Consider the following 24200-nt stretch of genomic DNA (forward strand, 5'->3'; position numbering starts at 1 on the left):
GACACCGGAGCCTGCAGCCATGCTGATGAGACGTATCGAAGCGGCACTGGCGAGAGCCGGTGCTGCTGCGGGCCTCTACGGTTTGGCCGGCCTCGTCCTTCTGGGCGCGGCCGGCTTTGGTGTGGCGGCCTTCTACATCTGGATCGACGGCATCACCTGGCATCCGGCCTCGCCTGCGCTGTGGACGGCGCTGCTTCTGGCCGTGATCGGTCTGCTGATGATGGGGGCGGGTCGCGTGGTTCTGCGTGCACCGAAGCCGCCGGTGCGTCAGCAGCCTTCTGCCGCCGGATCTTCAGCCCCCCCGGGCGCGGCCGATGTTGCCGCCATGACCGGCGTGGTCTCGGAACTGATCCGCCGCAATCCGGCCGAAGGCGTCACCATGGCAGCCCTTGCGGGCGTCGCCATCGGCGCGTCCCCGGAAATCCGCCGGATTCTGGCCGATGCCGCCCGCGCGGCGCTCGCGCCCAAGCCGCCCTCGGATGATCGTCAGAGCAGGACCTGACGCGCCCTGAGCAACAGGGAATCGGCCGTGTCCGACGGCTCTAGCGTTGCGTGGCCCATCTGCATCCAGATCGGCGTCGTCGGCAGCCCGCCCAGCCCGTAATCGGTGGTGGCGAGGCTGCCGGCGATCTTGTGCAGCGCCTTCATCGACCGGTCCCCGGGGGTATCGGGCAGAACCACCACCAGGGTGGAATCATCGGCCCGCGCCACCATGTCCTCGACCCGGACAAGCCGTCTCAGGGTCTCGGTGGCGCGGCTCATCACCGACCGGGCTGCGGCGGGACCGCGGCGTTCGATCAGCAGCGAGAGATTGCGGTACGAGACCGTGGCGATGCTGAGCGGCTTTTCCCATTTCGCCGCCTCGAAAACCAGCCGCGACAGATGGACGCGCAGGAATTCGGGCCGATAGGCGCCGGTTTCGGCATCGACGGTCGATGGTGCCTCGAGCGAGGTGAAGAGATCGGTCAACCGCCGCCGGATGCGCCGACGGCGCAGGGCAGACAGCACCCGACCATGAAGTTCGTCGGGCGGGTAGGGACGCTGGATCAGGTCGTCGATCCCGGTCTTGAGCAGGGTACCCGCATCGGGCGCGATCGAGGCATGGCCGACAGCCAGGACAGGCACGTCGTAGAGGGCCGGCGTGTCACGGACATGCAGTGCCAGACCCAGCCAGTCCTCGCTGTTGCCACCGTCGAAGGACAGGATCAGGGTGTCGACCGATTGCTCGTGCAGAAGCTGGGCCGCTTCGGCTGCGCCCGCGGTCCTGAGCAGGCGATAGCGCGATTGCAGCAGCTCCGCCACATCGTCGAGATCCTCGCCCATCTGGGCTGCCAGCAGGAGAGTGGGCGGGCCGTCATTGGCGATCGGGCGGCGCTTGTCCAGTTCAACCCGGAAGCTGCGTGCGGTGGCCGTGCGGCGGCGGAGTTCCGCCTGCATGATGCCGAGGCGCACCAGCTTGGCCATGCGGGCGGCCAGGAAGCCGAGATTGATGCCGCCGGTCAGCAGTTCGTCGACCCCGACCGCAAGCGATCGTCGCCTCAGGGCCGACGAGGCCTGTGTGCCGATCATCAGTACCGGAATGTGCCGGGTATCGGGATCGTTGCGCAGCATGTCGACGAAATCGCAGCCATCACCATCCGGCAGGCGGTCGTCGATGATGATGACGTCGGTCAGAAGCTGTCGGGAGAGGCGGAGCCCCTCGGCGCCGGTCCGCGCACTGAACAGAAACATGTCCTGCGCGCGCAGGCCGTCCATCACCTGTTGCGCCGCGCGAGGATCTTGCATGACGACCAGGACGCGCGCGATATGAGCCATAGGCGCCGGAGTCTCCCGTCGCGAAGGATGCCTCTGCCGTTGCCCTGCGATCATCCGGCGCCGAGAGCCCGCCGGAGTATCTTGCCGTTCACGCCGCGTGGCAGACTGTCGACCAGGATAAGGTCGCGCGGCCATTTGTAGCGGGCGAGGTGCTTGCCGACCCAGGCATTCAGGCCGTCGAGATCCAGCTCCCCGGCACGGCCGGGTTTGGGGACCACATAGGCTGCGATGATGGTCAGCGCATCATCGACCTTCCTGGGGCCGACGGCGACTTCCGCGATCGCCGGATGGGCGCTCAACGCCGCCTCCACCTCGATCGGAGAGACCCGATAGCCCAGCACGGTCATCACTTCGTCCGAGCGACCATCGTACCAGTAGTAGCCGTCACTGTCGACGCGCGCGAGATCACCGGTGAGGAACCAGTCACCCCGCCAGGCGGTTGCGGTATCCTCGGGCCGGTTCCAGTAGCCGATCATCAGCCCGGGCTCGTCGCGATGCACGGCAATCACGCCCACCTCATCAGGTCCCACCGGATCGGTCCCTCCGTCGAGCGGCAGAACCTGGATCCGCCGGCCCGGTTGCGGCCGGCCGGGGCTGCCCAGACGGAGCGGCGTCTCCGGGCCACTGGAGATGTATGTCGATACCTCGCTCATCCCCAGCGCCTCGTAAAGCGGCAGGGACGCGGCATCGAACCAGCGATGGGTGAGCGGCGGCGGCAGGGCTTCGCCGGCTGTCAGGCCGTGGCGGAGCGTCCGCAGACGGTCGGGGGTCAGCGTGCCGTATTTCAGCATCTGTCGATAGACCGAGGGAACGGCGGCGAAAATCGTGGCCTCCGCCCGTTCGATCAGCAAAGGCCAGACTGACGGATCGCGGGGGCCGGCATAAAGAACTGCCGTCGCCCCATGCGCCCAGGGGTCCATCAGGCCGACGCCGAGGGTATAGGTCCAGTTCAACTGGCCGGCATGCAGCACGCGATCCTCAGGCCCCATGCCGTGCCAACCCGGCCCCATCGGCCGGCGGCCCCAGACCGCGCGATGGGCGTGGAGCACGCCCTTGGGGCGGCCACTGGTGCCGGAGGTGTAGATCATCAGCGCGGGATCATGGGCCGGCAGATGCAGTGGCGCCATGTCCCGGCGCCCCCGCACGGCCGCCTCCAGCCAGTCGAGACCGAGCAGACGCATACCGCCGGGATGGGGCGGGGCGATCTCCAGCCCGTCGGCGACGAAGGCGACTGCGGCACCGCAGTCGCGCGCAATGAAACCCGCCTCGGCCGGCGTCAGCTGGGCCGATGTCGGCACGGCGATCAGGCCTGCGGCGGCTGCGGCGAAATAGACCAGGGCGAATTCCAGACGGTTGCCCATCCGGATCATAATCCGCGAGCCCGGGGCCAGATCGAGCGCATGGAGCGCCGCCGTCACCCGGCGGACCTGATCATACATCCGTCCGAAGCTGATCTCGCCACGGATGCCGGTATCGTCCAGCAGGATCAAGGCCGCCTTGTCTGGCTGCCGTTCGGCGTTCCAGGCCAGACAGTATTCCGTGAGGTTGAACCGCTCCGTGTCGAAGATATGCCGGGCCGCAGGCATCGCCGGCTGGTCGGCGGGCGAAGCGGCAGGCGAAACGACAATGGCCCCGTCGGGCTGGCCGACAGGGGCAGAGGCGGCGGGGGCGGTTACGGGCACCGTGGCACCCTCTACGGAAGCGTCACTGATCATGGCGCTGAGGGTAAGCCCGGACGCGCGGTTTCGGAAGTGCCAAAAAACGGCCATCGAAACGTCGCGAAACCACGCGAGCACCGGTCACGAACGACAACCCCCCGCTCCGGGGGAGCGGGGGGCAGCGACGATTGATGATATGAGGATCAGAGGCCCAGGCGTTCGCCGGTTTCGCGGGCCTCGCGGCGGAGCGAATCGACCACATTCTCGACCGACCGGCGCAGGGCTTCCGAGTTGTGGGCGAGATGGGCGGTCGCATCTGCAACCGAAGTCGCAGCTTCGGCCGTGCGCCCGGCACCGCCCGCCACCTCTCCGATGGCCGAGGAGATGGTGCGGGTACCGTCGGCAGCCTGATTGACGTTGTGCGCGATCTCGCCGATGGCGGCGATCTGCTCTTCCACAGCGCTCGCGATGGTGGTGGAGGCCTCCCGCACACGGCCGATGGTCTCGACGATCCGGGCAATGGCGCTGACCGCCTGCTCTGTATCGCCCTGGGTGGCTGCGATGCGGGCGGTGATCTCTTCCGTCGCTTTTGCGGTCTGTGTGGCCAGGGTTTTGACTTCAGAGGCGACCACGGCGAAGCCCTTGCCGGCCTCGCCTGCGCGCGCCGCCTCGATCGTGGCGTTGAGGGCCAGAAGGTTGGTCTGCGATGCGATGTCGTTGATCAGCTGCACCACATCGCCGATCTGCCGGGCGGATCCGGCAAGCCTGCGGACGATCCCGTCGGTGTCCGCTGCACGGCTTGAGGCTTCGGCGATGATGTCCGAGGCGGTGGTGACCTGCCGGCCGATTTCGTGAGCCGAGGCGGTCAGTTCTTCGGTCGCCGTGGCAACGGTCTGGACGTTGACATTGGTCTCTTCGCCGGCCGCGGCGACGGTCGCCGAATTGGCCGAGGTGGTATCGGCGATACCGCGCATCTCGGCCGCACCGCGCTCCAGATCCTGGGCGAGACCGGTCATCTCGTCGGCGATGCCCCGCACTTCGCGTTCCAGGGTGTCGGCAAGACCCAGCGTCGACTCGCGACGGGCTTCCTCCGCCCGGCGTTCGGCGGCAGCCTGGGCAAGACGCAGACGCTCCGCCTCGGCAAGCGTGTCGCGGAAATTCACCAGGGCCCGATTGAGCCCGCCGATCTCGTCGCGGCGATCCGTGCCGGGAATGTCGATGCCGGTTTGACCTTCGGTCAGCCGCCCGATGACGCCCATCGAGGCTGTCAGCGGCCGCTTGATCAGCATGATGACGGTGATGGCGAGCGCGACGACGACCAGGATGACGAGAACGATGCCGCCGAGGATCATGCTGTCACGCACATCCATCGATGCGGCGCGCATCGAATCCTCGGGGATGTTGATGAACAGGCTCCAGGGCTTGTCGTAACCGGTGATCCTGACCGGCACCACCATCCTGAAAACGTTCTTTTCAAGACTGGGAGACCAGGAGACACGTTCCAGACTGCGACCTTCTGTCACGGCGCGGGCATAGTCGGTGATGTCCTCGGTGGTCAGATCTTTCATCGGCCGGCCGCGCAGTTCTGGCTTGGGGTGGTTGACCACAAGCCCCGCATCGGTGAACAGCAGCACATTGCCGGTGTCGAAGGGCTTGGTTTCGTTCAGCCGCTTGTTCCAGCCGTCGAGTTCGACGTCGACACCCGCCACGCCGATCGGCTTGCCACCGACCAGGATCGGCACCGATGCCGACAGCGTCATAACCTTCTGGCCGGCAATGTCATAGATGGTGGGCGGGGTCAGATAGGTTTTCCCGGTGCTCATCGGGATCTGATAATACTCGGAACCGGGGCCGGTATAGACGGTCAGCTGGCTGATGTTTTCAGTGCCGCCGATCCGGTTGACATAGCTGATGAAGCGACCGGTATCGTCCGAACGGGGCGTGTTGCGGAAGGCGGCATCGTTCCCGTCGAGCGCATTTGGCTCGAAGCCTGCCCAGACACCGAGCAAATGGGTCTTGTCCGCAAAAGTCCGGTCGATGATGGCGTCATAGGCACCGCGATCCGTCGTGCCATTGGCCTTAAGCGCGCTCAGTGAGCTGGCGAGCGATGCAGCGGTGCCCACATCAAGGGCAAGATCGCGCCCGACCTCTGCCGCCAGCTGCTTCGACAGGGTCCGTCCCGTCTCCAGCGAGGATTCGAGAACCCTGTTCTCCGCGATCCGGGTGACCGCCGTAATCCCGGCGGTCAGCAAAACGGCGAGCGCTCCGCCGCCGATGAGGATGATCTTCGATGAAAGCCCGAGCGTGAGACGCATACGGTACCCCGCGTTTATTTCCTACGTGTTCCGGACACACGGATACTTGGCTGCCGCCGGTCGGTGCAGCATTCTCGTCCATTGCGAGGTACTTTAGACGAAATGTGTTAATCAACTCCTTCAGTTATCAATGAATTTAGACCCATAAAATCGAAATTTATTCTGCAATACAAAACCAGAAAGGGAGTTTTGTATTTTGTGGTGGGTGGAATGTGCCCTCATGAAAGCCACGGCATCTCCGTATTGTTCAAGACTGTGTGAATATCATTGGTTTGCATCGATCTTTGGGACGATCACGGATTGCCGGTCCCGTCGGCGGACGGTTATACCTGCCAGGCGGATGACAGGCCCGACGGAGAAAGCACCGATGTCGACACCCATTGAGGATCCTGTGGCCGGTGGCTGTTTTGCGATCGGCCTCGACCGGTCCAGCAAGCCCTTCAACGCCGGTACGCTCAACCGGCTGGCGGCGGCGCATGGCGGATCCTACACCTTCACGGCCGGGGCTGACTGGCAGGCGAGCCGGCATTGGCGATTCTGGGAAGAGGCCGCCGCCGCCGAGGCCGCGGCGCCGCGGCCGACGGTGCCGCATCTTGCCTTCGAAACGCCGGCCGCCACGGTTTTCCCCGACGGCTTCACCCTGGTGGCCGTTGAACTGACCCCGGATGCCGTCGATCTGCCGTCGTTTCGACACCCGTCGCGGGCGATCTATGTTCTGGGCCCTGAGCGCGGGATGCTGGCGCCGGAGTTCCTGGACCGGGCGGCCCATGTCGTGAAGATCCCGATGCGCTTCTCGTTGAACGTTGCCATGGCGGCAAGCCTGGTGCTGTTCGACCGGCTGCGCTCCCGCGAACGGCCGGGGCCGGTGCAGAAGCTCAACCGCCGACAGGCGGAGGCGACCATGGCGTCCTTCCTGGACACCCATCGCAGCCTGATGGAGCCGCCGCCGCCGCCCTATGCCGATTGAGCGGGACAGTCAGATCAGGGCTGCATGCCCAGACGCTCCGCCGTCTCCCGGGCTTCGCGGCGGAGCGAATCGACCACGTTTTCAACGGCCCGCCGCAGCGTGGTCGCCGCCCCGGAAAGATGGCCGGTCGCGTCGGCAACCGAGGTGGCGGCTTCCGCCGTACGTCCGGCACTGCCCGCAACCTCTCCGATGGCCGAGGAGATGGTACGGGTGCCGTCGGCGGCCTGATTGACGTTGTGCGCAATCTCGCCGATCGCGGCGATCTGCTCTTCCACAGCGCTCGCGATGGTGGTGGAGGCCTCCCGCACCCGGCCGATGGTCTCGACGATCCGGGCGATGGCGGTCACCGCCTGCTCGGTGTCGCCCTGCGTGGCGGAGATCCTGGCGGTGATCTCTTCAGTGGCCCTGGCGGTCTGGGTCGCCAGCGTTTTCACCTCGGAGGCGACGACCGCGAAGCCCTTGCCGGCCTCACCGGCGCGGGCCGCCTCGATCGTGGCGTTGAGCGCCAGCAGATTGGTCTGCGCGGCGATGTCGTTGATCAGCTGCACCACATCGCCGATCTGCCGGGCCGAACCGGCAAGCCTGCGGACGATCCCGTCGGTGTCCGCCGCGCGGCTCGACGCTTCGGCGATGATGTCCGAGGCGGTGGTGACCTGCCGGCCGATTTCATGGGCCGACGCGGTCAGTTCTTCGGTGGCCGTGGCGACGGTCTGGACGTTGACATTGGTCTCCTCGCCGGCTGCCGCAACGGTCGCCGAGTTGGCCGAGGTGGTATCGGCGATGCCGCGCATCTCGGCCGCGCCCCGCTCCAGCTCGTGGGCAAGTTCGGTCATTTCGTCGGCGATGCCCCGCACTTCGCGTTCCAGCGTGTCGGCGAGGCCGAGCGTCGACTCACGCCGTGCCTCTTCCGCCCGGCGTTCCGCCGCCGCCTGGGCAAGGCGCAGACGCTCCGCCTCGGCCAGTGTGTCGCGGAAATGCACGAGGGCACGGTTGAGCCCGCCAATCTCGTCGCGACGATGGGTGCCGGACACGTCGATCGCGGTCTCCCCATCGGTCAGCCGGCCGATCGTGGTCATCGATGCCTTAAGCGGCCGCTGCACCAGCAGCCAGACCGTGACCGCAAGTGCTGCGACGATCAGGACCACGAGCACGATGCCGCCGATCACCATCGCATCGCGGATCTCCCAGGATGCCGCGCGCATGGCGTCTTCGCGGATGTTGACCAGCACGCTCCACGGCCTCTCTAGACCCGTGACGGCGACCGGCACGGCATTCCGGAAGACCATGGCCTCGACGCTGGGCGACCAGGCGGTGCGCTCCAGCGCCTCCCCCCGACGAACGGTATCGGCGAAATCTGCCGCATCGGCTGAGAGATCAGTCAGCGGCGCCCCGATTTTGGACGGATCGGGGTGGGTTACCGTCAGGGCGCCGTCGGTAAACAGCACCGCGTTGCCCGCATCCAGCGGATGGATCGCGTTCAGGCGATCATTCCATACCTTCAGATTGAGATCGACGCCGGCGACGCCGATCACCTTGCCGTCGAGCCGGATCGGCGCAGTGAGTGAGATGGTTTGCACATCAATGCCCGCAATCCGCCGGATCACCGGCGGGCTGGCATAAGGCTTGCCGGTCTCGATCGGCGAGCGGTAGAAGCCGGCATCCGGCCCGTCGGCATAGCCCGTGACGGCGCCGAGTTCGCGGGCCTTTTTGACCCGGCTGAACCGGGTGAGGTAGCGCCCGGTGTCGTCGGTGTTCTCCTCGCCCTGGAAGAGGATGTCCTGGCCGTCGACGGCATTGGGCTCGAAAGCCGCCCAGACGGCGAGCAGGTCCGGGTGCTCGGTGAAATTCCGTTCCAGGACGGCATCATAGGTCGCCCGGCTGCTGACCCCCTGCGCCTTCAGCGTCTCCATCGTACCGGCGATGCCGCGGGCGATCGAAAGGTCGAGGGAAAGGTTCCGCGCGGCTTCCTGTGCGATCTCCCGCGAGAGGGTGCGACCCGACTCGCGGGAGAGGTCGAGCACACGATCTTCGGCCACCCGGCTGACCGCCAGGATGCCGATCGCCAGAAGGGCTGCGAGCGCCCCGCCGCCGATGAGGATGATCTTGGCGGAGAGCCCGAGTGAGATACGCATGCGAAACCCTTTGGGCGAAGTGGCCGACGAACACCGAGACCCCGAAGGTATGCCGGGCTTGGTTAATCAATCATTACTAGAATCCGATTCACGTGATTTGCGCAAAAGTGCTGCATCATGCAAATCGGTTGGAAGATTCCGGTTCGTGTTTCCGGAAGGGCAGGACAAGAAGTCCGGGCAGCGATGCCTGCCCGGCCGGGTCGTCCTGAAGGCCGATGTTCATCGCGTCATGCCCCCCTGCCGGTGCCGTCCGGGCCAGGCCCGACAGCCTGTCCCAGAGGGTCAGCAGAAAGGCGTAATTGCTGTCGGTCTCGGCCGGAACCGTCGAATGATGGATGCGATGCCAGTCCGGTGTGGCAATGACGCGGGAGAGTGGCCGGTCTGCCCGGCCAAGATCGAGATCGGCATGGTTGAACAAAGCCGCCAGGCTCAGGGCCGCTTCGAAAGCGAGAACTGCCGCGGCCGGTATGCCGAGCACCAGAATGACCAGGATCTTCCAGCCGGCGGAGAGCAGGATCTCGGCGGGGTGAAAGCGCAGGGCCGTCGTCGTGTCGAGGGCGGTATCGAGGTGGTGGATGCGGTGAAGCCGCCAGAGCAGTGGCACACGGTGCATCGCTACATGCTGCGCCCAGATCGCGAGATCAAGCGCCAGGAAACCGACCACGGCGGCCAGCCATCCGGGCAGACCCAGCATCGGGAAGGCGCCCAGACCCTGCGCTTCGAAGCCGAGAGCGGCGCCGACCGCCGCAGCCGGCAGAACAAGACGCAGAACCAGGGTATCGATGACCGCGAGGCCCAGATTGGTGGTCCACCGCCGGCGACGGTCGAGCCTGTGACGACGGCCGCGCCGCGGCCGCCACCGCTCCGCCAGGGCCAGCAGCAGGAACCCGCCGAGGAACAGAAGGCCGCGGACAAGGCCTTCCACGGCGGCGATGCCGGCGGGATCGGATGTGGCGGGCATCTGCGGTAACCTCGACGCGTGATGGGGTGTCATCGTCGATATGGGGCGCAGTCGCCCGGCCGTCACCCTGCCAGTGCAGCCTTTCCGGCGGGCGCCGGCAGACGGGCCGGGGAAAACGGTGCCAGCAGCGCCTGAAAGCGGCTGGCACAGGCGTCCCAGGTAAAACGCTCCGCATGGCTGCGTGCTGCGCTGCCACCCAGAGGCAGGGCCCGGCGGATCGCGGCGCCGAGATCTTCGTCGAGCGCGCCGGCACCGCCGGCCTCGTCGACCACGTCGATCGGTCCGGTGACGGGATAGCCGGCAACCGGAACGCCGCTTGCCATCGCCTCCAGCATCACCAGGCCGAAAGTGTCGGTGCGGCTGGGAAAGACGAAGACATCGGCCTGGGCATAGGCCCAGGCAAGGGCGGCACCGCGGCGCAGCCCCGGGAAGACGGCATCCGGGTGCCGCCGCATCAATTCCGGCCGGGCCGGGCCGTCGCCGATCACCACCCGGGTGCCGGGCAGATCCGGCGTGTTGAGAAAGGCCTGGATATTCTTTTCCACCGCCACCCGGCCGACATAGAGCATCAGGGGGCGGGACAGATGGGGAAGCCGCGCGAGTTCATCATCGCCCTCAGGGGGCGGCGTCCCGCGGAGGGCGGGCGAGAAACCGTCGAGGTCGACGCCGCGGCACCACATGGCGACCCGCGAAAACCCCCGCTGCCTGAGGTCCTCGGCAAGCGAGGGGGTCGCAACCATGGTCCGCACCCCGGCATTGTGAAACCGGCGCATGAAGCCATAGGAGAGGCTGAGTGGCAGGCCGGTGCGGGCGGCGACATATTCCGGAAAACGGGTGTGAAAGGCGGTGGTGAAAGGGATGCCATGGCGCAAAGCCCAACGCCGTGCAGCGCTGCCGAGGGGGCCCTCGGTCGCAATGTGCAGGGCATCGGGGCGGTGGGCCAGGATCCGCCGCCCGACCATGGCCGGGCTGGCGAGTGCGAGCCGGATTTCCGGATAGGTGGGGCAGGGCAGGGTGCGGAAGTCGGCAGGCGCGATCACCCTGACTGCGGCACCACCTGCCGTCATGGCATCGACCATGCGTCCCAGCGTGCGGACCACACCATTGACCTGGGGCGCCCAGGCATCGGTGACCAGGGCGAGGCGCGTGACGGGAGGCGTGATGTCCTGGGTCATCGATCAGGCCGCCGGCTCACGCGCAGGGCGACGGGCATCGGCCGGCGCCGGGAGCAGCCCACCGGTGGTCTGGGACCGGCGGGCACGGGCCAGGGCCACGAGTTCGCGGCGGCGGGCGCGGGCGCCCCAGTCGAGGATCTGCAGACGGCCATCGCGGGTTTCGGCGATGGCCGTGCAGCTTTCGACCCAGTCGCCATCATTGGCATAGACGATGCCATCGGTTTCGCGGATGTCGGCATGGTGAATATGACCGCAGACCACGCCGTCATAACCGCGGCGCCGGGCCTCGTCGGTCACGGCATGCTCGAAGCGATTGATGAAGTCGACCGCTTCCTTGACCCGCTGTTTCAGATAGGCCGAAAGCGACCAGTAGGGCAGGCCGAGGCGCCTGCGCGCGATGTTCAGCCAGCGATTGGTCCGAAGCGCCAGGTTGTAGGCAACGTCGCCCAGCAGCGCGACGCCCTTGGCGTAGCGCACCACCATGTCGAAGGCATCGCCATGGACGATCAGGAAGCGGCGGCCGTCGGCCAGCTCGTGTTCGCTTTCGCGGACCAGTTCGATCCCGCCGAAGGCGAGGCCGGCATAGGCCATCAGACACTCGTCGTGATTGCCGATCACCCAGGTGACCCGGGTGCCCGCCGCGGCCTTGGCGAGGATCGCCTGCACGACCTGATTATGGGGCCCATCCCAGAACCAGGACCGGCGCAGCCGCCAGCCGTCGACGATATCGCCGACCAGAAACAGATGATCGCAGTCGACGGTGTCGAGAAAATCGAGCAGCAGATCGGTGCGACAGAAGCGCGTGCCCAGATGAAGATCGGAAATGAACACCGTCCGATATTGCCGACGCTCGCCACCCGTACGGCTGTCGACTGTTCGCCGGTCCTGGCCTGCCGGCGGCCGTCGGTGGGGATGGCCGGCATGGCCGTGATCGCCCGATGTCGTGGTACCCGGGCGGAAGGAGAGCGGCGGCTGAACTCGTGCGACCGTGGTCATCGGAAGGGCCCTCCGGGCGACTGGCGCCTGAAGCGGCGGAGCACCGCTCCCTCGGCACGTGTCGCTTTCTCGGAGCGAAGTCTTAACCCGTTCGACCGTCAGGTTTTATGGCGTGGCAATGACGTTCCGGTGACGATGGTTCAGGCAAGGAAGAGGTTTCGGAAAGGAAGGGGGTTCGGCAAAGAAGGGGCATCCCGCAACGAAAACGGGCGACAGCCTGCGCTGCCGCCCGTTCTCTCGAAACCCGGGAGCCCGGCTCCGCCTCAGTCGGCGGGAACCAGATCCACGGCCTTGTCACCCTTGCGCTCGGTGAGCAGGCTGTACTCGAGACGCTGCCCCTCGTTCAGCGTCGAGAGGCCTGCGCGCTCAACGGCGCTGATATGAACGAAGACGTCCTTTCCGCCCTCGTCGGGGGTGATGAAGCCGTAGCCCTTGGTGCTGTTGAACCACTTAACGGTGCCGGTCGCCATGTCTGGTCGCTCTTCCTGGTCTTGGTGATCCGACGGCCGCGTCTCCACACGCGATCGGTCCGCCGGACGTGATGATGGAGGCGGAAAGTGACCGGACACTGTTCAGCGTCGATGCGGATCGCCGGTTCCTCCCCGCCGTCCGGCATCTTCCGGTACGCGCACTCCTGGTCCTGCGGCCATCCGACCCCGCATCCGCGCCCCGATCCGGTGCAAACCCGATCCGGCGCAGATGGCTGGCCTGACAGCCACCCGTCATGGCGCTTGTGGAAGCGCCATGCGTCGTCCAGGGTCTCCGTCGCCGGAGACCCGACCGGACACCACCCGCTGCCCCGCCTCCCTGCGGGGCCTGCGGCCGGGATCCGGAAGCCGGGTTGTCAGTCGGCCGGAACGAGATCGACGGCCTTCTCGCCCTTGCGCTCGGTCAACACGTTGTACTCCAGCCGCTGACCCTCGTTCAGGGTCGTCAGGCCGGCCCGCTCAACCGCGCTGATGTGCACGAACACATCCTTGCCGCCGGTATCAGGCGTGATGAAGCCGTAGCCCTTGGTGCTGTTGAACCACTTGACGGTGCCGGTCGCCATGGCGCGTCGCCCTTCCCTTCCGACTGCGGAGCCCGCCGTTCCCCGCGGCGGACGTCACGATACAAGGAGGCGTGGAAACCGGTGAGACGCCGAAAGGTTCCATGTCCCGGATCAGGGCAGGATCCACCACTCCAGGTAGCGCAATCCTCCAGCCTTTTCGGCTGCCGGTTTGGTTTTTGCTTTCGGAGAAACTGAGCGGCGATGGCGCCGTGCCGTTGCCTGAACGGGTAGGTCTGGAACCGCGCTGACGGGATCCGTAAGACTTGGCCGGACGGGGGCTGGGGGCGAAATCGCCTGCCGGTACGCGCGCGCTCCTGATTCCAGAGGTTCCGCCGGAACCCACCCGGAACACGACACCCCGAGCGCTCGAACGAAGACCGGGGTATGGTCGGAGAACGAGGCACGGAACCGTCCTGCGGGCGGGATCGCCTGCGGGTCATCGTCTGATTCGAAACGATGACTTCAACCACTATAGGCAGGTTCCAGGCCGGATGCGACAGCAAAATGGCGCGCAACCCCCTGTACGGCCTGGAATCACGCGCATGGCGGCACGGGGCGGGGGCCGTGCGGATCAGCCCACGCTCTGGCTGATCCGGCGAGCGGCATCGAGCAGTGCCGCCAGATTTGCGGCCGCACGGCTGCCTGCGATATGCGGGGTGAGGCCGGCGAGGGAAACGGCCGCGATCACCCGGCCATCGCGATCGCACACCGGTGCCGCCATGGCCGCCAGGCCTTCAACCACGTCGTCGACGGCGATGACGTGCCCCTGCGTGCGGATCCGACCGAGTTCCTCCCGGAACGCATCGGCATCGGTGATGCTGTGCGGGGTAAGCCGGCTCAACCCCTGGCCGATCGCGCGCTCGATCTCTGCCGACGACTGGAAGGCGAGCAGCAGCTTGGGGGCACCGCCGACATTGGCGGGCAGGGCACCGCCCACCGCCCACCAGCGCACCTGAATCGACCGGTCATGGTGGAACTTCTCAAGGCAAAGCGCTGAATGTTCGCGGTAAATCGACAGAAAGGTCGTCCCGTCGATCTCGCGCGCCAGATCGGTGAGGATCGGGGCCGCAGCCTTGCGCAGCCCCAGATTGTCAGGCACGGCGCTGGACAGCTCGATCATCGCCAGGCTGAGGGCGTAGCGATGGGTCTCGCGGTCCTGGACCACGAGACCCGCTTCGATCAGCGTCACCAGCAGCCGCCGCGTGGTGGCCTTGTCGAGGCCGGTCCGGGCGACGACTTCGGTCAGGGTCGCCCAGGGTTCGACGACGGTGAAGGCGCGCAGCACCTGGACCGCGCGCAGCACGGCACGCACCGTGGTCGGGCCACTGTCGCTCCCTGCCGTCTCGCCGCCCGCAACTGTCGTCTCGGGCTCGTCCCCCATCCGTCCGTTCGCCTTCATGCCTGCCACTTTCACCCATGCCGGCCGCTCGGCCGGGATCGCGTCTGCCGTCATCTGGCGCGGATATACTTATCCTGCAACTCTTCAATGCGCGAGTAGCCGATCAGGCTCTTGAACACCTGTGGCTGGGTGCGGGCGCGGGGCAGGTTGCGGGTGCTGTGGTCGCGCGCCAGCACGGACAGATTGTCGACCAGCGCCTGGGTCGCCGTCATCAGCGGCACCAGGGGGAAGGTGGCGAAGCCTGCGACCTCGGCAATTTCCTCGGGCGACAGTTCATCTTCCAGCCAGCCCAGGATCTGCAGGGACAGCGGCTTGCCCACCGCCTGCCGGAGCGCGACGAGATCGGCTTTCGACTTCACGCAGCGTGAAATCGGCTGGATGAGGTCGGCTCCGGCCTCGGCATAGGCCTGGCCGCGGCGGATGCACTCGTCCATGGTCTCGGCATCGGTGCGGGCGACGATGATGGTGTCCGGATCGCGGCGGGCATCGACGGCCGCCCGGATCTTGGCCGTGGCCTCGTCGATGGGCAGGATCTCGAGCGCACCGGCGACCACCGGGCAGCGCTTGGGCACGACCTGGTCCTCGAAGATCATCGCGGCGGCACCGGCCTTCTCGAAGGCGCGCACGGTGCGCACGATGTTGACCACATTGCCATAGCCGGTATCGGCATCGGCAACCAGCGGCATGTCGATCACGTCGCCGATGGCGCGGACCACACCCACATTCTCGGTCATGGTGTAAAGCTCGACATCCGGCTCTCCCAGCAGGCTGGCCGAGACGCCGAAGCCGGTGGTGAAGACGGCGTCGAAGCCGGCGTCGGCGACCAGCCGGGCCGACAACACGTCATAGGCACCGGCCATCCAGACGGTCTGGCCGGCCTCGATCCGGTCGCGGAGCATGCGGGCATGGGACATCGGTCGGATTCTCTTTCGTGGAAAGGAGCGCATCTGTCGTGCGGCGCGGCCGGCCGGGGGTGTCACCCGGCCGGCCTCAGGCGCGGTTACCTGCCGCCGCGAACCGGGTCGATCACGGCGCCGAGCGAGCGGAAGCCGCCATCCTTGAGCTGCATGAGCACCACGCCGGTCTGGCCGCGGCGCGAATAGGGATCGTCCGAGAGCGGCGCGAAGGTGATTGCGGGGCCGATCTTCTGATCGAAGCCCTTCATGCCTTCGAGCGCGCTGACCAGCTTCTCGCGGGTGGGGTCGTCGCCCGCCTGCTTCAGGGCTTCGGCGAAAGTCGCCGCCGCCGAATAGCCCATCAGCGCCAGGCTGGACGGGGTCGATTTCGGGAAGCGCTTGCCGTATTCCGCGACAAAGGCCTTGATCGCCGGGTTCTCGCCATCGACCGGGTCGTAATAGGAGGCGACATAAAGGGTCTTGCCGGCACCGCCGCCCAACAGCTCGACGAATTTCGGGTCATTCAGCCCGCCTGCGCCGAACACGGTCGGGTTCCAGCCCAGCTTTTCGGCATTCTTGAAGAAGATCGCCGCCTGCTGGCCCAGGGCATAGAGGATGACCACATCCGGCTCGGCCGCCTTCAGCCGCGCCACCTGGCTGGTCAGGTCGGTGGCCAGGCGCTCGAAATTCTGGACCTCGACCAGCTTCATGCCGTGGGTGGCGAGCTGCTTTTCGGTATAGTCCTGCGCGGGTTTACCCCAGGCGTCGTTCTGAACCAGCATCGCGACCTTTTTGGCGCCAAGCTCGTTCACGGCATAGTCGACATAGGCCGGGGCCTCGGTCGACTGCGGCGAGGGCAGGGCGAAAAGCAGCTTCCGCGGCGGATTGGTCACGGCATCCGAGATGCTGAGCGCGCCCACGATCGGCACGCCCTTGGGCTCCAGATATTCATAGGCCGCAAGCACCGTGGCGGTCCCCACCGGGCCGACCAGGGCGAGCACGTCGTCGCGCTCCACCAGCAGCCTGGCGTTGGCGACGGCCTTTGGCGGCTTGAATTCATCGTCATAGGAGACGAGTTCGATCCTGCGGCCGTTGACGCCGCCCTGATCGTTCAGCATGCCGAAATAGGTTTCCATACCCTCCTGCACGGCCTTGCCCATATAGGCGAGCGTGCCCGAGAGGGCGAGGGTGCTGCCGACCTTGACGGCGTCGTCGGAAACGCCGGGATCTGCGGCGAAAGCCGGGTGCGACAGCCCCGCCGGCAGGGCGGATGCAAGGGCGATGGCGGCGGCAGCCGTCAGCAGACGGCGGCGCAGCCGGTCGAAGCGCAGGGTCATCCGGTCTCTCCTCCCTGTGGTGCCGGGGATCTCTTGATGCGGGCGGATCCGCCGGCGGTGCGGATGCGAAGTCTTCAAGGGGGCGGATCAGCCGCCCAGATAGGCACGGCGCAGGGCATCATCGGCGAGCAGCGCTTCGGCCGGGCCCTGGACCGCCAGACTGCCGGTTTCCAGCACATAGCCCCGGTCGGCGAGGTCGAGCGCCAGTTCGGCATCCTGTTCGACGATCAGCATGGTGACGCCCTCGTCGCGGGCGATGTCGGCCAGCGCATCGAAGATCACGGCCTTGATCACCGGCGCGACACCCATCGAGGGTTCATCGAGCATCAGCAGGCGGGGCTGCGACATCAGCCCTCGGGCGACGGCGAGCATCTGTTGCTCGCCACCCGACAGCGTGCCGGCCTGCTGGTCCATGCGCTCGGCAAGCCGGGGGAAATAGGTGCAGGCGCGATCGATGCCCTGGGCCGTGGCGGCACGGTCGCGGGTCCAGCCGCCGACGATCAGGTTCTCGCGCACGCTTAATCCCGGGAACACCATCCGGCCCTGGGGAACATGCGAGATGCCGCGGGCGACCAGTCCTTCGGCCGGCTTGCCCGCGATGTCGTCGCCGTCGAAGACGATCCGGCCGTCGACCGGCTTCAGCAGCCCCGACAGGCAGCGCAGCAGGGTGGTCTTGCCGGCGCCGTTGGCCCCCAGCACGGCCACAACCTCGCCCGGCATGAGCGACAGATCGATCCCGTGCAGGGCACGGATCGCCCCATAGGCGGCGACGAGGCCCGAGACCTCCAGAATGGGCGTATCAGGCATGGGCCATCTCCTTCGTCGGGCCCAGGCGGCGCCGGTCGCGCCGGGGGATGGCATCCGCATCGCGATTGCCCAGATAGGCGGCAATCACGGCTTCGTGGCGCTCGATCTCGGGCGGGGTGCCGGCGGCAAGGAAGCGGCCCTGCTCCATGACCGTGATCCGGTCCGACACCCGCATCACCAGCGACATGTTGTGTTCGATCAGCAGGATGGTCAGGCCGTGGCGGTCGCGCAGCCGCAGCAGCAGGTCGCCGAGGGTGCGCGCTTCGGTCTGGTTCATGCCGGCGGCCGGTTCGTCCAGCAGCAGCAGTCTGGGATCCAGTGCCAGGGCGCGGGCGAGTTCGGCAAGCTTCTGACGGCCATAGGGGAGATCCGCGACGATGGCGTCGGCATCGCCGCCAAGACCCACCTCGTCGATCAGACCAAGGGCATGGTCGCGTTCGCGGCGTGCTTCGCGTCGTTCCGACGGCAGGCGCAGCATGGCCGGCAGAATGCCCGCCGACATCGCCCGGTCGCGGCCGATCAGCACGTTGTCGAGCACGCTCAGTTCCGGGAACAGCTCGAGGTTCTGAAAGGTGCGCGCAATGCCCAGCCGGGCGACCCGGTGGGGCTTGAGGCCCAGAAGTTCCTGGCCGCCGAAGCGGATGCTGCCGCGCGCGGCGTCGTAGAACCGGCTGACACAGTTGAGCACGGTGGTCTTGCCGGCGCCGTTGGGGCCGATCAGGGCATGGACTTCCCCCTGCTCGACGGTGACGTCGATGCCGTCCACCGCCTTCAGGCCGCCGAAAGAGATGGCGAGGTCGCGGATTGTCAGCAGTTCGGGTGCAGCGGTCACGGGCGATGCCTCCGGAACAGCGTGTGGCCGAGGCCCGAAAGGCCGCCCGGCAGGAACATCAGCGACAGGATCATGGCGAGGCCATAGACCGACCGCTGGACCTGATCGAGCCCCAGATAGGTAAGGCATTGCGGCACCGCGATCACGAAGGCGGCGCCCAGGATCGAGCCGCGGATAGAGCCCAGACCACCCACGATCACCATGGACACGAAGCTGATCGAGACCATCAGATCGAAGGTGGACGGGTCGATGAAGCGGATCAGCGGGCCGTAGAGCGCACCGGCGACGCCGCAATAGAAAGAGGACAGCGCGAAGGCGACGATTTTGAGGCGGGCGGTGTCGAGCCCCATGATCCGGGCGGCGGATTCGCTGCCCTTCACCGCCTTGAGCGCACGCCCCCAGCGGCTGGCCCCGAAATTGGCCCCCATCCACATCAGCACCGCGACCACCGCAAGCAGCATCCAGTAGGTGCCGGCGCCGCCGAGTTCCAGGCCGAAGAGATCCGGCGCGGCGACGCCCATGCCGTTCTCGCCGCCGGTCAACTCGCCACCCGATTTGGCGATCTCGGCGAAGATCATCACGAAGCCGAGCGTCGCCATGGCGAGGAAGACCTCTTCCAGGCGCAGCAGCGGGATGGCGAGCAGCAGGCCGACGACCATGGCGACAAGGCCTGCGGCAAGCGCCGCGACCAGCAGAGTGACACCGTATTCCCCGGTCAGGATGGCGGCGCCATAGGCGCCGATGCCGAAGAACACGGCCCCTGCCAGCGAGATGAGATTGGTGTAGCCGGTCAGCAGATTGGTGCCGAAGGCGGCCAGCACATAGACCAGCACCAGGCTGGCGATGAACAGGAAATAGCCGCCGAGGATGAAGGGCAGGGCCAGCAGAACGGCGATGCCGAGCCCGGCGAGGGCAAGACGGCCGGGGCGGCCGCGCGCGGCGGGCAGATCGAGGCTCATGGTCATAGGTCTCCCTCCGCCTCAGATCTTCTTGGTCGCGTGACGGCCGAGCAGGCCGGAGGGCTTGACGATCAGGATCGCGAGCATGACCAGGAAGGGCATGAATTCCTTGAACGCCGAGTCCACATAGGCGCCGGTGAGGTTCGCCGTCAGCCCGACGATGGCGCCGCCGACGAGCGCACCCGGCATCGAGGTCAACCCGCCCAGAACCGCGGCGGCAAAGGCGAAATGCAGGGCCTGCTGCATCATGGTGAAATGCAGGAAGGTCAGCGGTGCGATCAGCAGGCCGGCCACAGCACCCACCATATAGGAGAGCATCCAGGCGAGGCCGTGCATGCGGGCCACTGGCACGCCCTGCAGCCGGGCCGCGGTTTCGTTGCTCATGGCCGCCTGCATGGCGATACCGGTCCGGGCATAGCGGAAGAAGGCGAAGAGCGCCGCTGACAGCACCAGACAGGTCGCGATGATGCCGAGATCGGCAAGACTGACCGCCACGCCGCCGATCAGGATCGGCGCCTGCGAGAACGGCCCGGCCATATCGTGGGGATCTTTGCCCCAGATCCAGACCGCGACGTCGCCCAGGATCAGGTAGAGGCCGAGGGTGGCGATCGCATTGGCGAGCAGCGGCTTGCCGATGAAGCGGCCGATCAGCACCACTTCGATCGCAAGGCCGATCAGGGCGGCGGCGGCGATGGTCAGGATGGCCGCCAGCCAGTAGGGGACCCCGGCTTCGAGCAGGGTCCAGGCGATGAAGGCCGAGATCATGACGCCTTCGCCATGGGCGAAATTGATCACCCCTGTCGCCCGATAGACCAGCACGATGCCGAGCGCGACGAGACCGTAGATGGCACCGAGCGCGATGCCGCTGACCGCCATTTGCGCAAGCATGGGATCAGCCTCCGGCGCGGGCGCGATCGGCATCGACCGCGCGCTTGAGATAGGGCACCAGTCCGCCTGCTTCGAGCATCGCCCGGTCGGCGACCGACAGCGGTTCGAACGGCTTTTCCCAGCCCCTGGTCAGGTTGCGGACGCAGCCTGCCTGCCAGTCGACCTCCAGGCTGTCGAAGCGGTCGGTGGCGGCCGCGACGCCCGGACAGGGGATCAGCGGGAAGCCCATGCTGATTTCACCCCGCCAGAAGCCCGGCGAGAAGCCGTCGGCGATCACGCCCGCGACACCCAGATGGCGCATGGCGCGCATGGCCGGATAATGCGGATGGCCGTAGCCGAAATTGTCGGCGCCGACCAGCAGGTCGCCGGGCCGGACCTTCTGCGGAAAACCGGGCTCGTCATCCTTCATCACCAGCGCGGCCAGCGCGTCGATATCGGTGATCTTGATGTTCTCGACACCGATGATGCGGTCGATGTCGTAGTCGTCCTCGCGGAACACCCAGACGGCGCGACCGCGGAGATCGGGCAGCGACATGGGCTGCACTCCTGGATGGGAAAGATGGCGGAGAAGGGCCGGAAAGGCGGGGCCGGAGATGGGTGCCCCCGGCGGCGGGGCCGCCTTCAGAGATAGCGGCGGGGATCCGTGATCCGGCCTTCGATGGCGGCGGCGGCCACGGCTGCGGCATTGCACAGGAAGATCTCGGACTTCGGATGTCCCATGCGGCCGGGCACGTTGAGTGTGCCGGTAGAGACCGCCCGCTGGCCCTCGGCCATGGTCGCGATCCGGCCGAAGCAATAGTCGCAGGACGGGCTGCTGACGAAGGCACCCGCCTCGACCAGCGTGGTGATCAGGCCCTCGGCCGCGGCCTGGGCCATCAGCGCCCGGCTGGTCGGCACGACATGAAGCGCGAAGCCGGGGGCGATCTGACGGCCTTTCAGCACCTGGGCGGCGGCGCGCAGATCCTCGATCCGGCCGCTGGCGCAGCTGCCGAGATAGCCGGCCTGGACCTCGGTGCCGATCACCTCCGAGAGATCGCGGGTATTGGAGGGCGTGGGCGGCAGGACGACCACCGGCTCCAGCGCCGACAGGTCGACGGTGTGGCGGGCGGCATAGACGGCATCGTCGTCGCTGAATACCGGGTCGAGCGCGAGCTTCGGCCGGTCTCCCAGCCAGTCCGCGGTTTTGTCGTCGGGCATCATGACTGCGGTGGTGGCGCCGGTGAACATCGCAAGGCCGCAGATCGTCTGCCGGCTTTCGATGCTCATCTCCGCAACCGCCGGCCCGCCCAGCTCCAGCACCTTGAAGGCGGCGAATTTGGGGCCGAGCGCCCGGACCAGATGGTGGAAGACGTCCCGCGCCATCACCCCGGGCCGGAGAGAACCGGTCAGATCGATCCGCACCGTCTCCGGCACCCTGATCGAGATGGCGGGGCGGACGAAGGCCTCAAGAAGGTTACGGCGCAGCCCGATCGCCAGCGAACCGAAGGCGCCGAGCTGGCTGACATGACCGTCGAAATGGACCGCGAAGCCGCCGGGCACCGCATAGCCGACCTCGGCCGAGACCTGATGACCGATGCCATGGCGCTCGTAAAGGGCTGCGCCCTGTTCGGCGCACCAGGCCCGGGTCATCTGGTGAAGCTCTTCTTCCTTCGGCGTGGCCGTCGGAACCATGTGGTCGATGAAGATGGCGAAGCGGGATGCATCATCGACACGCTCTATACCGAAATCGTCCTGCATCTGACGGAAGATCACATCGGTATAGCCGGGAAAATCATACGCGATGACGAAATCGGGGCGGGCCTCGATTTCATCTCCGGCCCGAACGTGATCGCGACCTGAGGTCCGCGCGAGAACCTTCTCCGCGAGCGTGTAGCCCATGACTTGTCGTCCTCCCGTCGCGCCACCGGACTTCATGCGCCGGTGATCATCTTGACTTGAATGGATCCTGCGCGGCCTGCCCGTTGGTGTCAATACGCAAATCGTGGTTCATTTAGTGAACCAAATGAGGATCGGTGCATGAACCCCGGCCGAATCCTGAATTGCTTGATCCTGATCAAGGTCGGAGGGAGCATCGGGGTGGAGATTGTGCGTAGCAGCAATGAAGGGCCCGTGAAGGGCCGCAGGCTCAGCAGGAGGTTCCGACTCCATGAGCGGTCCGGGCGTGATCACCGCCGTGCGTGGCGCGGTGCTCGATATCCGTTTTCCCGCGGGCGATCTGCCCGCCATCGGCCATGTGCTTCACGTCCACGACGGCGACGCGCCCGAGATCGTGGCCGAGGTTCAGTCCCATCTGGACCGCGAGCATGTGCGCGCCATCGCCCTGATGCCGACCGGCGGGCTGCGCCGGGGGGCCGAGGCGATTGCGACCGGGGCGCCGGTGATGGTGCCGGTGGGGGATGCCGTGCTCGGCCGGCTGCTCGACGCGACCGGGCGGATCGGCGACAAGGGGGCGGCCCTGCCCGACGACGTGCCCCGCGCGCCGATCCTGCAGGCCGCACCGGCCCTGGCCGATCAGACCGCCGCCACCGATGTCTTCGAGACCGGCATCAAGGTCATCGATCTGCTGACCCCGCTCGCCCATGGCGGCAAGGCCGCGATGTTCGGCGGCGCCGGTGTCGGCAAGACCGTGCTGGTCATGGAGCTGATCCAGGCCATGGTGTCGGGTTATCAGGGCATCTCGGTCTTCGCCGGCATCGGCGAGCGGTCGCGAGAAGGCCACGAGCTGCTGCTCGACATGCGGAATTCAGGCGTGCTGGAGCGGACTGTCCTGGTCTTCGGTCAGATGAACGAACCGCCCGGCGCCCGCTGGCGGGTGCCGATGACGGCGCTTGCCGTGGCCGAGCATTTCCGCGATCAGCGGGGCCGCAACGTGCTGCTGCTGATGGACAATGTCTTCCGCTTCGTCCAGGCCGGCATGGAAGTCTCGGGCCTGCTGGGCCGGTTGCCCTCGCGTGTCGGCTATCAGCCGACCCTGGCGAGCGAAGTCGCGGCCCTTCAGGAGCGTATTGCCTCGGTCGGCGGGGCCGCGGTGACGGCGATCGAAGCGGTCTATGTTCCGGCCGACGACTTCACCGACCCGGCGGTGACCGCGATTGCGGGGCATATGGACAGTCTGGTCGTGCTGTCGCGATCGATGGCGGCCGAGGGCATGTATCCGGCAATCGATCCGATCGCCTCGTCTTCCACCTTGCTCGACCCGCTGATCGTGGGCGAAACCCATGCCCGCACGGCCGAAGAGGTGCGCCGGACCATCGAGCATTACCGTGAACTTCAGGACGTGATCTCGCTGCTGGGCCTGGAAGAGCTGGGGGCCGAAGACCGCCGCCTGGCCGAGCGGGCCCGGCGCCTGCAACGTTTCCTTACCCAGCCCTTCAAGGTGACCGAAGCCTTCACCGGCACACCGGGACGGTCGGTCAGGCTGGCCGATACCATCGCCGGTTGCCGCGCGATCCTCGACGGCAAGTGCGACGACTGGCCGGAAGATGCGCTCTACATGATCGGCGATCTGGAGGAAGGGCGCCAGCGTATGGAGGCCCGGCACCGGGACGAGCGGCGCGGGGATGCGGCAGCATGAGCGGGCGGCGCCTGCATCTGGTGATCGCCACACCCGCAACCGTCGTCCGCGACCTGGACGACGTGGTGTCGGTGCGAGCCGAGGATGCCAGCGGCGGCTTCGGCATCCTGCCCGGCCATGCCGATTTCCTGACCGTCCTCGACGCCTCGGTGATCGGCTGGAGGCGGGCCGACGGGCGTGCGGAATATGGTGTGGTATCGGGCGGTGTGCTGAGGGTCGAGGGCGGGTGCGATATTTCGCTGGCCGCACGCAGCGTGGTGACCGGTACCGATCCGGAACGGCTCAAGGCCGACATCGCCGCGGCCCGCGAGGCACGCGACGATGCCGACCGCAAGGCCCGCACGGCAGAGGTCGGCATGCAGACCCGCGCCGTGCGGCAGATGGTGCGCTATCTGCGCGACCGGCCCGAAGAGGCGACACCATGACCGGGGAGGCGAC

22 protein-coding genes are annotated in these 24200 nt (G+C 67.0%); 4 read left to right on the forward strand and 18 right to left on the reverse strand.

Translation table 11 applies throughout. The features are described 5' to 3' along the window. Positions 1 to 19: 19 nt before the first annotated feature. Positions 20 to 502 carry a hypothetical protein gene (locus tag CMO28_RS08655; RefSeq protein ID WP_296712492.1) on the forward strand — a complete coding sequence of 161 codons (483 nt, stop codon included), beginning with the start codon at positions 20 to 22 and terminating at the stop codon, positions 500 to 502. Here the strand turns inward: CMO28_RS08655 and CMO28_RS08660 are convergent. The 3 genes from CMO28_RS08660 to CMO28_RS08670 form a co-directional block, all read right to left on the reverse strand. Further along, on the reverse strand, positions 487 to 1950 hold the full coding sequence (locus tag CMO28_RS08660) for a response regulator (protein ID WP_322111311.1): 1464 nt from the start codon (positions 1948 to 1950) through the stop codon (positions 487 to 489). The two genes, CMO28_RS08655 and CMO28_RS08660, sit on opposite strands and share 16 nt — an antisense overlap. Next, the gene (locus CMO28_RS08665) at positions 1866 to 3401 is read right to left on the reverse strand and encodes a class I adenylate-forming enzyme family protein (RefSeq protein WP_322111318.1); all 1536 of its coding nucleotides are present in this window, start codon (positions 3399 to 3401) and stop codon (positions 1866 to 1868) included. The genes CMO28_RS08660 and CMO28_RS08665 overlap by 85 nt, the downstream gene beginning before the upstream one ends. Positions 3402 to 3676: 275 nt before the next feature. Further along, positions 3677 to 5788, reverse strand: coding sequence for a methyl-accepting chemotaxis protein (locus CMO28_RS08670; protein WP_296712501.1), 2112 nt, complete (start codon positions 5786 to 5788; stop codon positions 3677 to 3679). 367 nt (positions 5789 to 6155) lie between these two features. On the opposite strand from CMO28_RS08670, the gene CMO28_RS08675 reads away from it, so the two are divergent. Beyond that, positions 6156 to 6755 (forward strand): TrmH family RNA methyltransferase, encoded by a 600-nt coding sequence (locus tag CMO28_RS08675; RefSeq protein ID WP_296712503.1) that lies wholly within the window; start codon positions 6156 to 6158, stop codon positions 6753 to 6755. Between the two features lie 14 nt (positions 6756 to 6769). On the opposite strand, the gene CMO28_RS08680 is transcribed toward CMO28_RS08675, so the two are convergent. The 15 genes from CMO28_RS08680 to CMO28_RS08750 form a co-directional block, all read right to left on the reverse strand. Beyond that, positions 6770 to 8887, reverse strand: a complete 2118-nt coding sequence (locus tag CMO28_RS08680; protein WP_296712508.1) for a methyl-accepting chemotaxis protein — start codon at positions 8885 to 8887, stop codon at positions 6770 to 6772. A 115-nt stretch (positions 8888 to 9002) separates the two neighbouring features. Then, on the reverse strand, positions 9003 to 9848 hold the full coding sequence (locus CMO28_RS08685) for a sterol desaturase family protein (protein WP_296712509.1): 846 nt from the start codon (positions 9846 to 9848) through the stop codon (positions 9003 to 9005). Between the two features lie 62 nt (positions 9849 to 9910). Further along, a complete protein-coding gene (locus CMO28_RS08690) occupies positions 9911 to 11023 on the reverse strand; it encodes a glycosyltransferase family 4 protein (protein WP_296712511.1) in 1113 nt (370 codons plus the stop codon). A gap of 3 nt (positions 11024 to 11026) precedes the next feature. Then, positions 11027 to 12019, reverse strand: a complete 993-nt coding sequence (locus tag CMO28_RS08695) for a UDP-2,3-diacylglucosamine diphosphatase (RefSeq protein WP_296712544.1) — start codon at positions 12017 to 12019, stop codon at positions 11027 to 11029. A gap of 263 nt (positions 12020 to 12282) precedes the next feature. Beyond that, on the reverse strand, positions 12283 to 12489 hold the full coding sequence (locus CMO28_RS08700; RefSeq protein ID WP_014745155.1) for a cold-shock protein: 207 nt from the start codon (positions 12487 to 12489) through the stop codon (positions 12283 to 12285). Between the two features lie 374 nt (positions 12490 to 12863). Further along, complete coding sequence (locus CMO28_RS08705) at positions 12864 to 13070, reverse strand: cold-shock protein (RefSeq protein ID WP_014745156.1); 207 nt, start codon at positions 13068 to 13070, stop codon at positions 12864 to 12866. 571 nt (positions 13071 to 13641) lie between these two features. Then, positions 13642 to 14469 (reverse strand): IclR family transcriptional regulator, encoded by an 828-nt coding sequence (locus tag CMO28_RS08710; protein ID WP_296712549.1) that lies wholly within the window; start codon positions 14467 to 14469, stop codon positions 13642 to 13644. Positions 14470 to 14519: 50 nt separating this feature from the next. Next, complete coding sequence (locus tag CMO28_RS08715) at positions 14520 to 15383, reverse strand: isocitrate lyase/PEP mutase family protein (protein ID WP_296712552.1); 864 nt, start codon at positions 15381 to 15383, stop codon at positions 14520 to 14522. A gap of 86 nt (positions 15384 to 15469) precedes the next feature. Beyond that, positions 15470 to 16702 (reverse strand): ABC transporter substrate-binding protein, encoded by a 1233-nt coding sequence (locus CMO28_RS08720; RefSeq protein WP_296712554.1) that lies wholly within the window; start codon positions 16700 to 16702, stop codon positions 15470 to 15472. 87 nt (positions 16703 to 16789) lie between these two features. Next, positions 16790 to 17509, reverse strand: a complete 720-nt coding sequence (locus CMO28_RS08725; protein WP_062767631.1) for an ABC transporter ATP-binding protein — start codon at positions 17507 to 17509, stop codon at positions 16790 to 16792. Further along, a complete protein-coding gene (locus CMO28_RS08730; RefSeq protein ID WP_296712559.1) occupies positions 17502 to 18341 on the reverse strand; it encodes an ABC transporter ATP-binding protein in 840 nt (279 codons plus the stop codon). The genes CMO28_RS08725 and CMO28_RS08730 overlap by 8 nt, the downstream gene beginning before the upstream one ends. Continuing rightward, complete coding sequence (locus CMO28_RS08735) at positions 18338 to 19300, reverse strand: branched-chain amino acid ABC transporter permease (protein ID WP_296712562.1); 963 nt, start codon at positions 19298 to 19300, stop codon at positions 18338 to 18340. Before CMO28_RS08735 ends, CMO28_RS08730 begins: the two co-directional genes overlap by 4 nt. Positions 19301 to 19321: 21 nt before the next feature. Continuing rightward, a complete protein-coding gene (locus tag CMO28_RS08740; RefSeq protein ID WP_062767638.1) occupies positions 19322 to 20188 on the reverse strand; it encodes a branched-chain amino acid ABC transporter permease in 867 nt (288 codons plus the stop codon). A gap of 4 nt (positions 20189 to 20192) precedes the next feature. Continuing rightward, positions 20193 to 20723, reverse strand: a complete 531-nt coding sequence (locus CMO28_RS08745; RefSeq protein WP_062767640.1) for a hypothetical protein — start codon at positions 20721 to 20723, stop codon at positions 20193 to 20195. A gap of 86 nt (positions 20724 to 20809) precedes the next feature. Beyond that, positions 20810 to 22066: a 3-isopropylmalate dehydratase large subunit gene (locus tag CMO28_RS08750; protein WP_296712568.1), complete on the reverse strand. Its 1257-nt coding sequence runs from the start codon at positions 22064 to 22066 to the stop codon at positions 20810 to 20812. A 268-nt stretch (positions 22067 to 22334) separates the two neighbouring features. On the opposite strand from CMO28_RS08750, the gene atpD reads away from it, so the two are divergent. Both atpD and CMO28_RS08760 read left to right on the forward strand, forming a co-directional pair. Continuing rightward, complete coding sequence (atpD, locus tag CMO28_RS08755; RefSeq protein WP_014745166.1) at positions 22335 to 23762, forward strand: F0F1 ATP synthase subunit beta; 1428 nt, start codon at positions 22335 to 22337, stop codon at positions 23760 to 23762. After that, positions 23759 to 24187 (forward strand): F0F1 ATP synthase subunit epsilon, encoded by a 429-nt coding sequence (locus CMO28_RS08760; protein ID WP_296712574.1) that lies wholly within the window; start codon positions 23759 to 23761, stop codon positions 24185 to 24187. Before atpD ends, CMO28_RS08760 begins: the two co-directional genes overlap by 4 nt. Positions 24188 to 24200: the final 13 nt, after the last annotated feature.

It is taken from the genome of Tistrella sp., from assembly GCF_002684955.1.
Classification (GTDB): Bacteria; Pseudomonadota; Alphaproteobacteria; order Tistrellales; family Tistrellaceae; genus Tistrella; species Tistrella mobilis.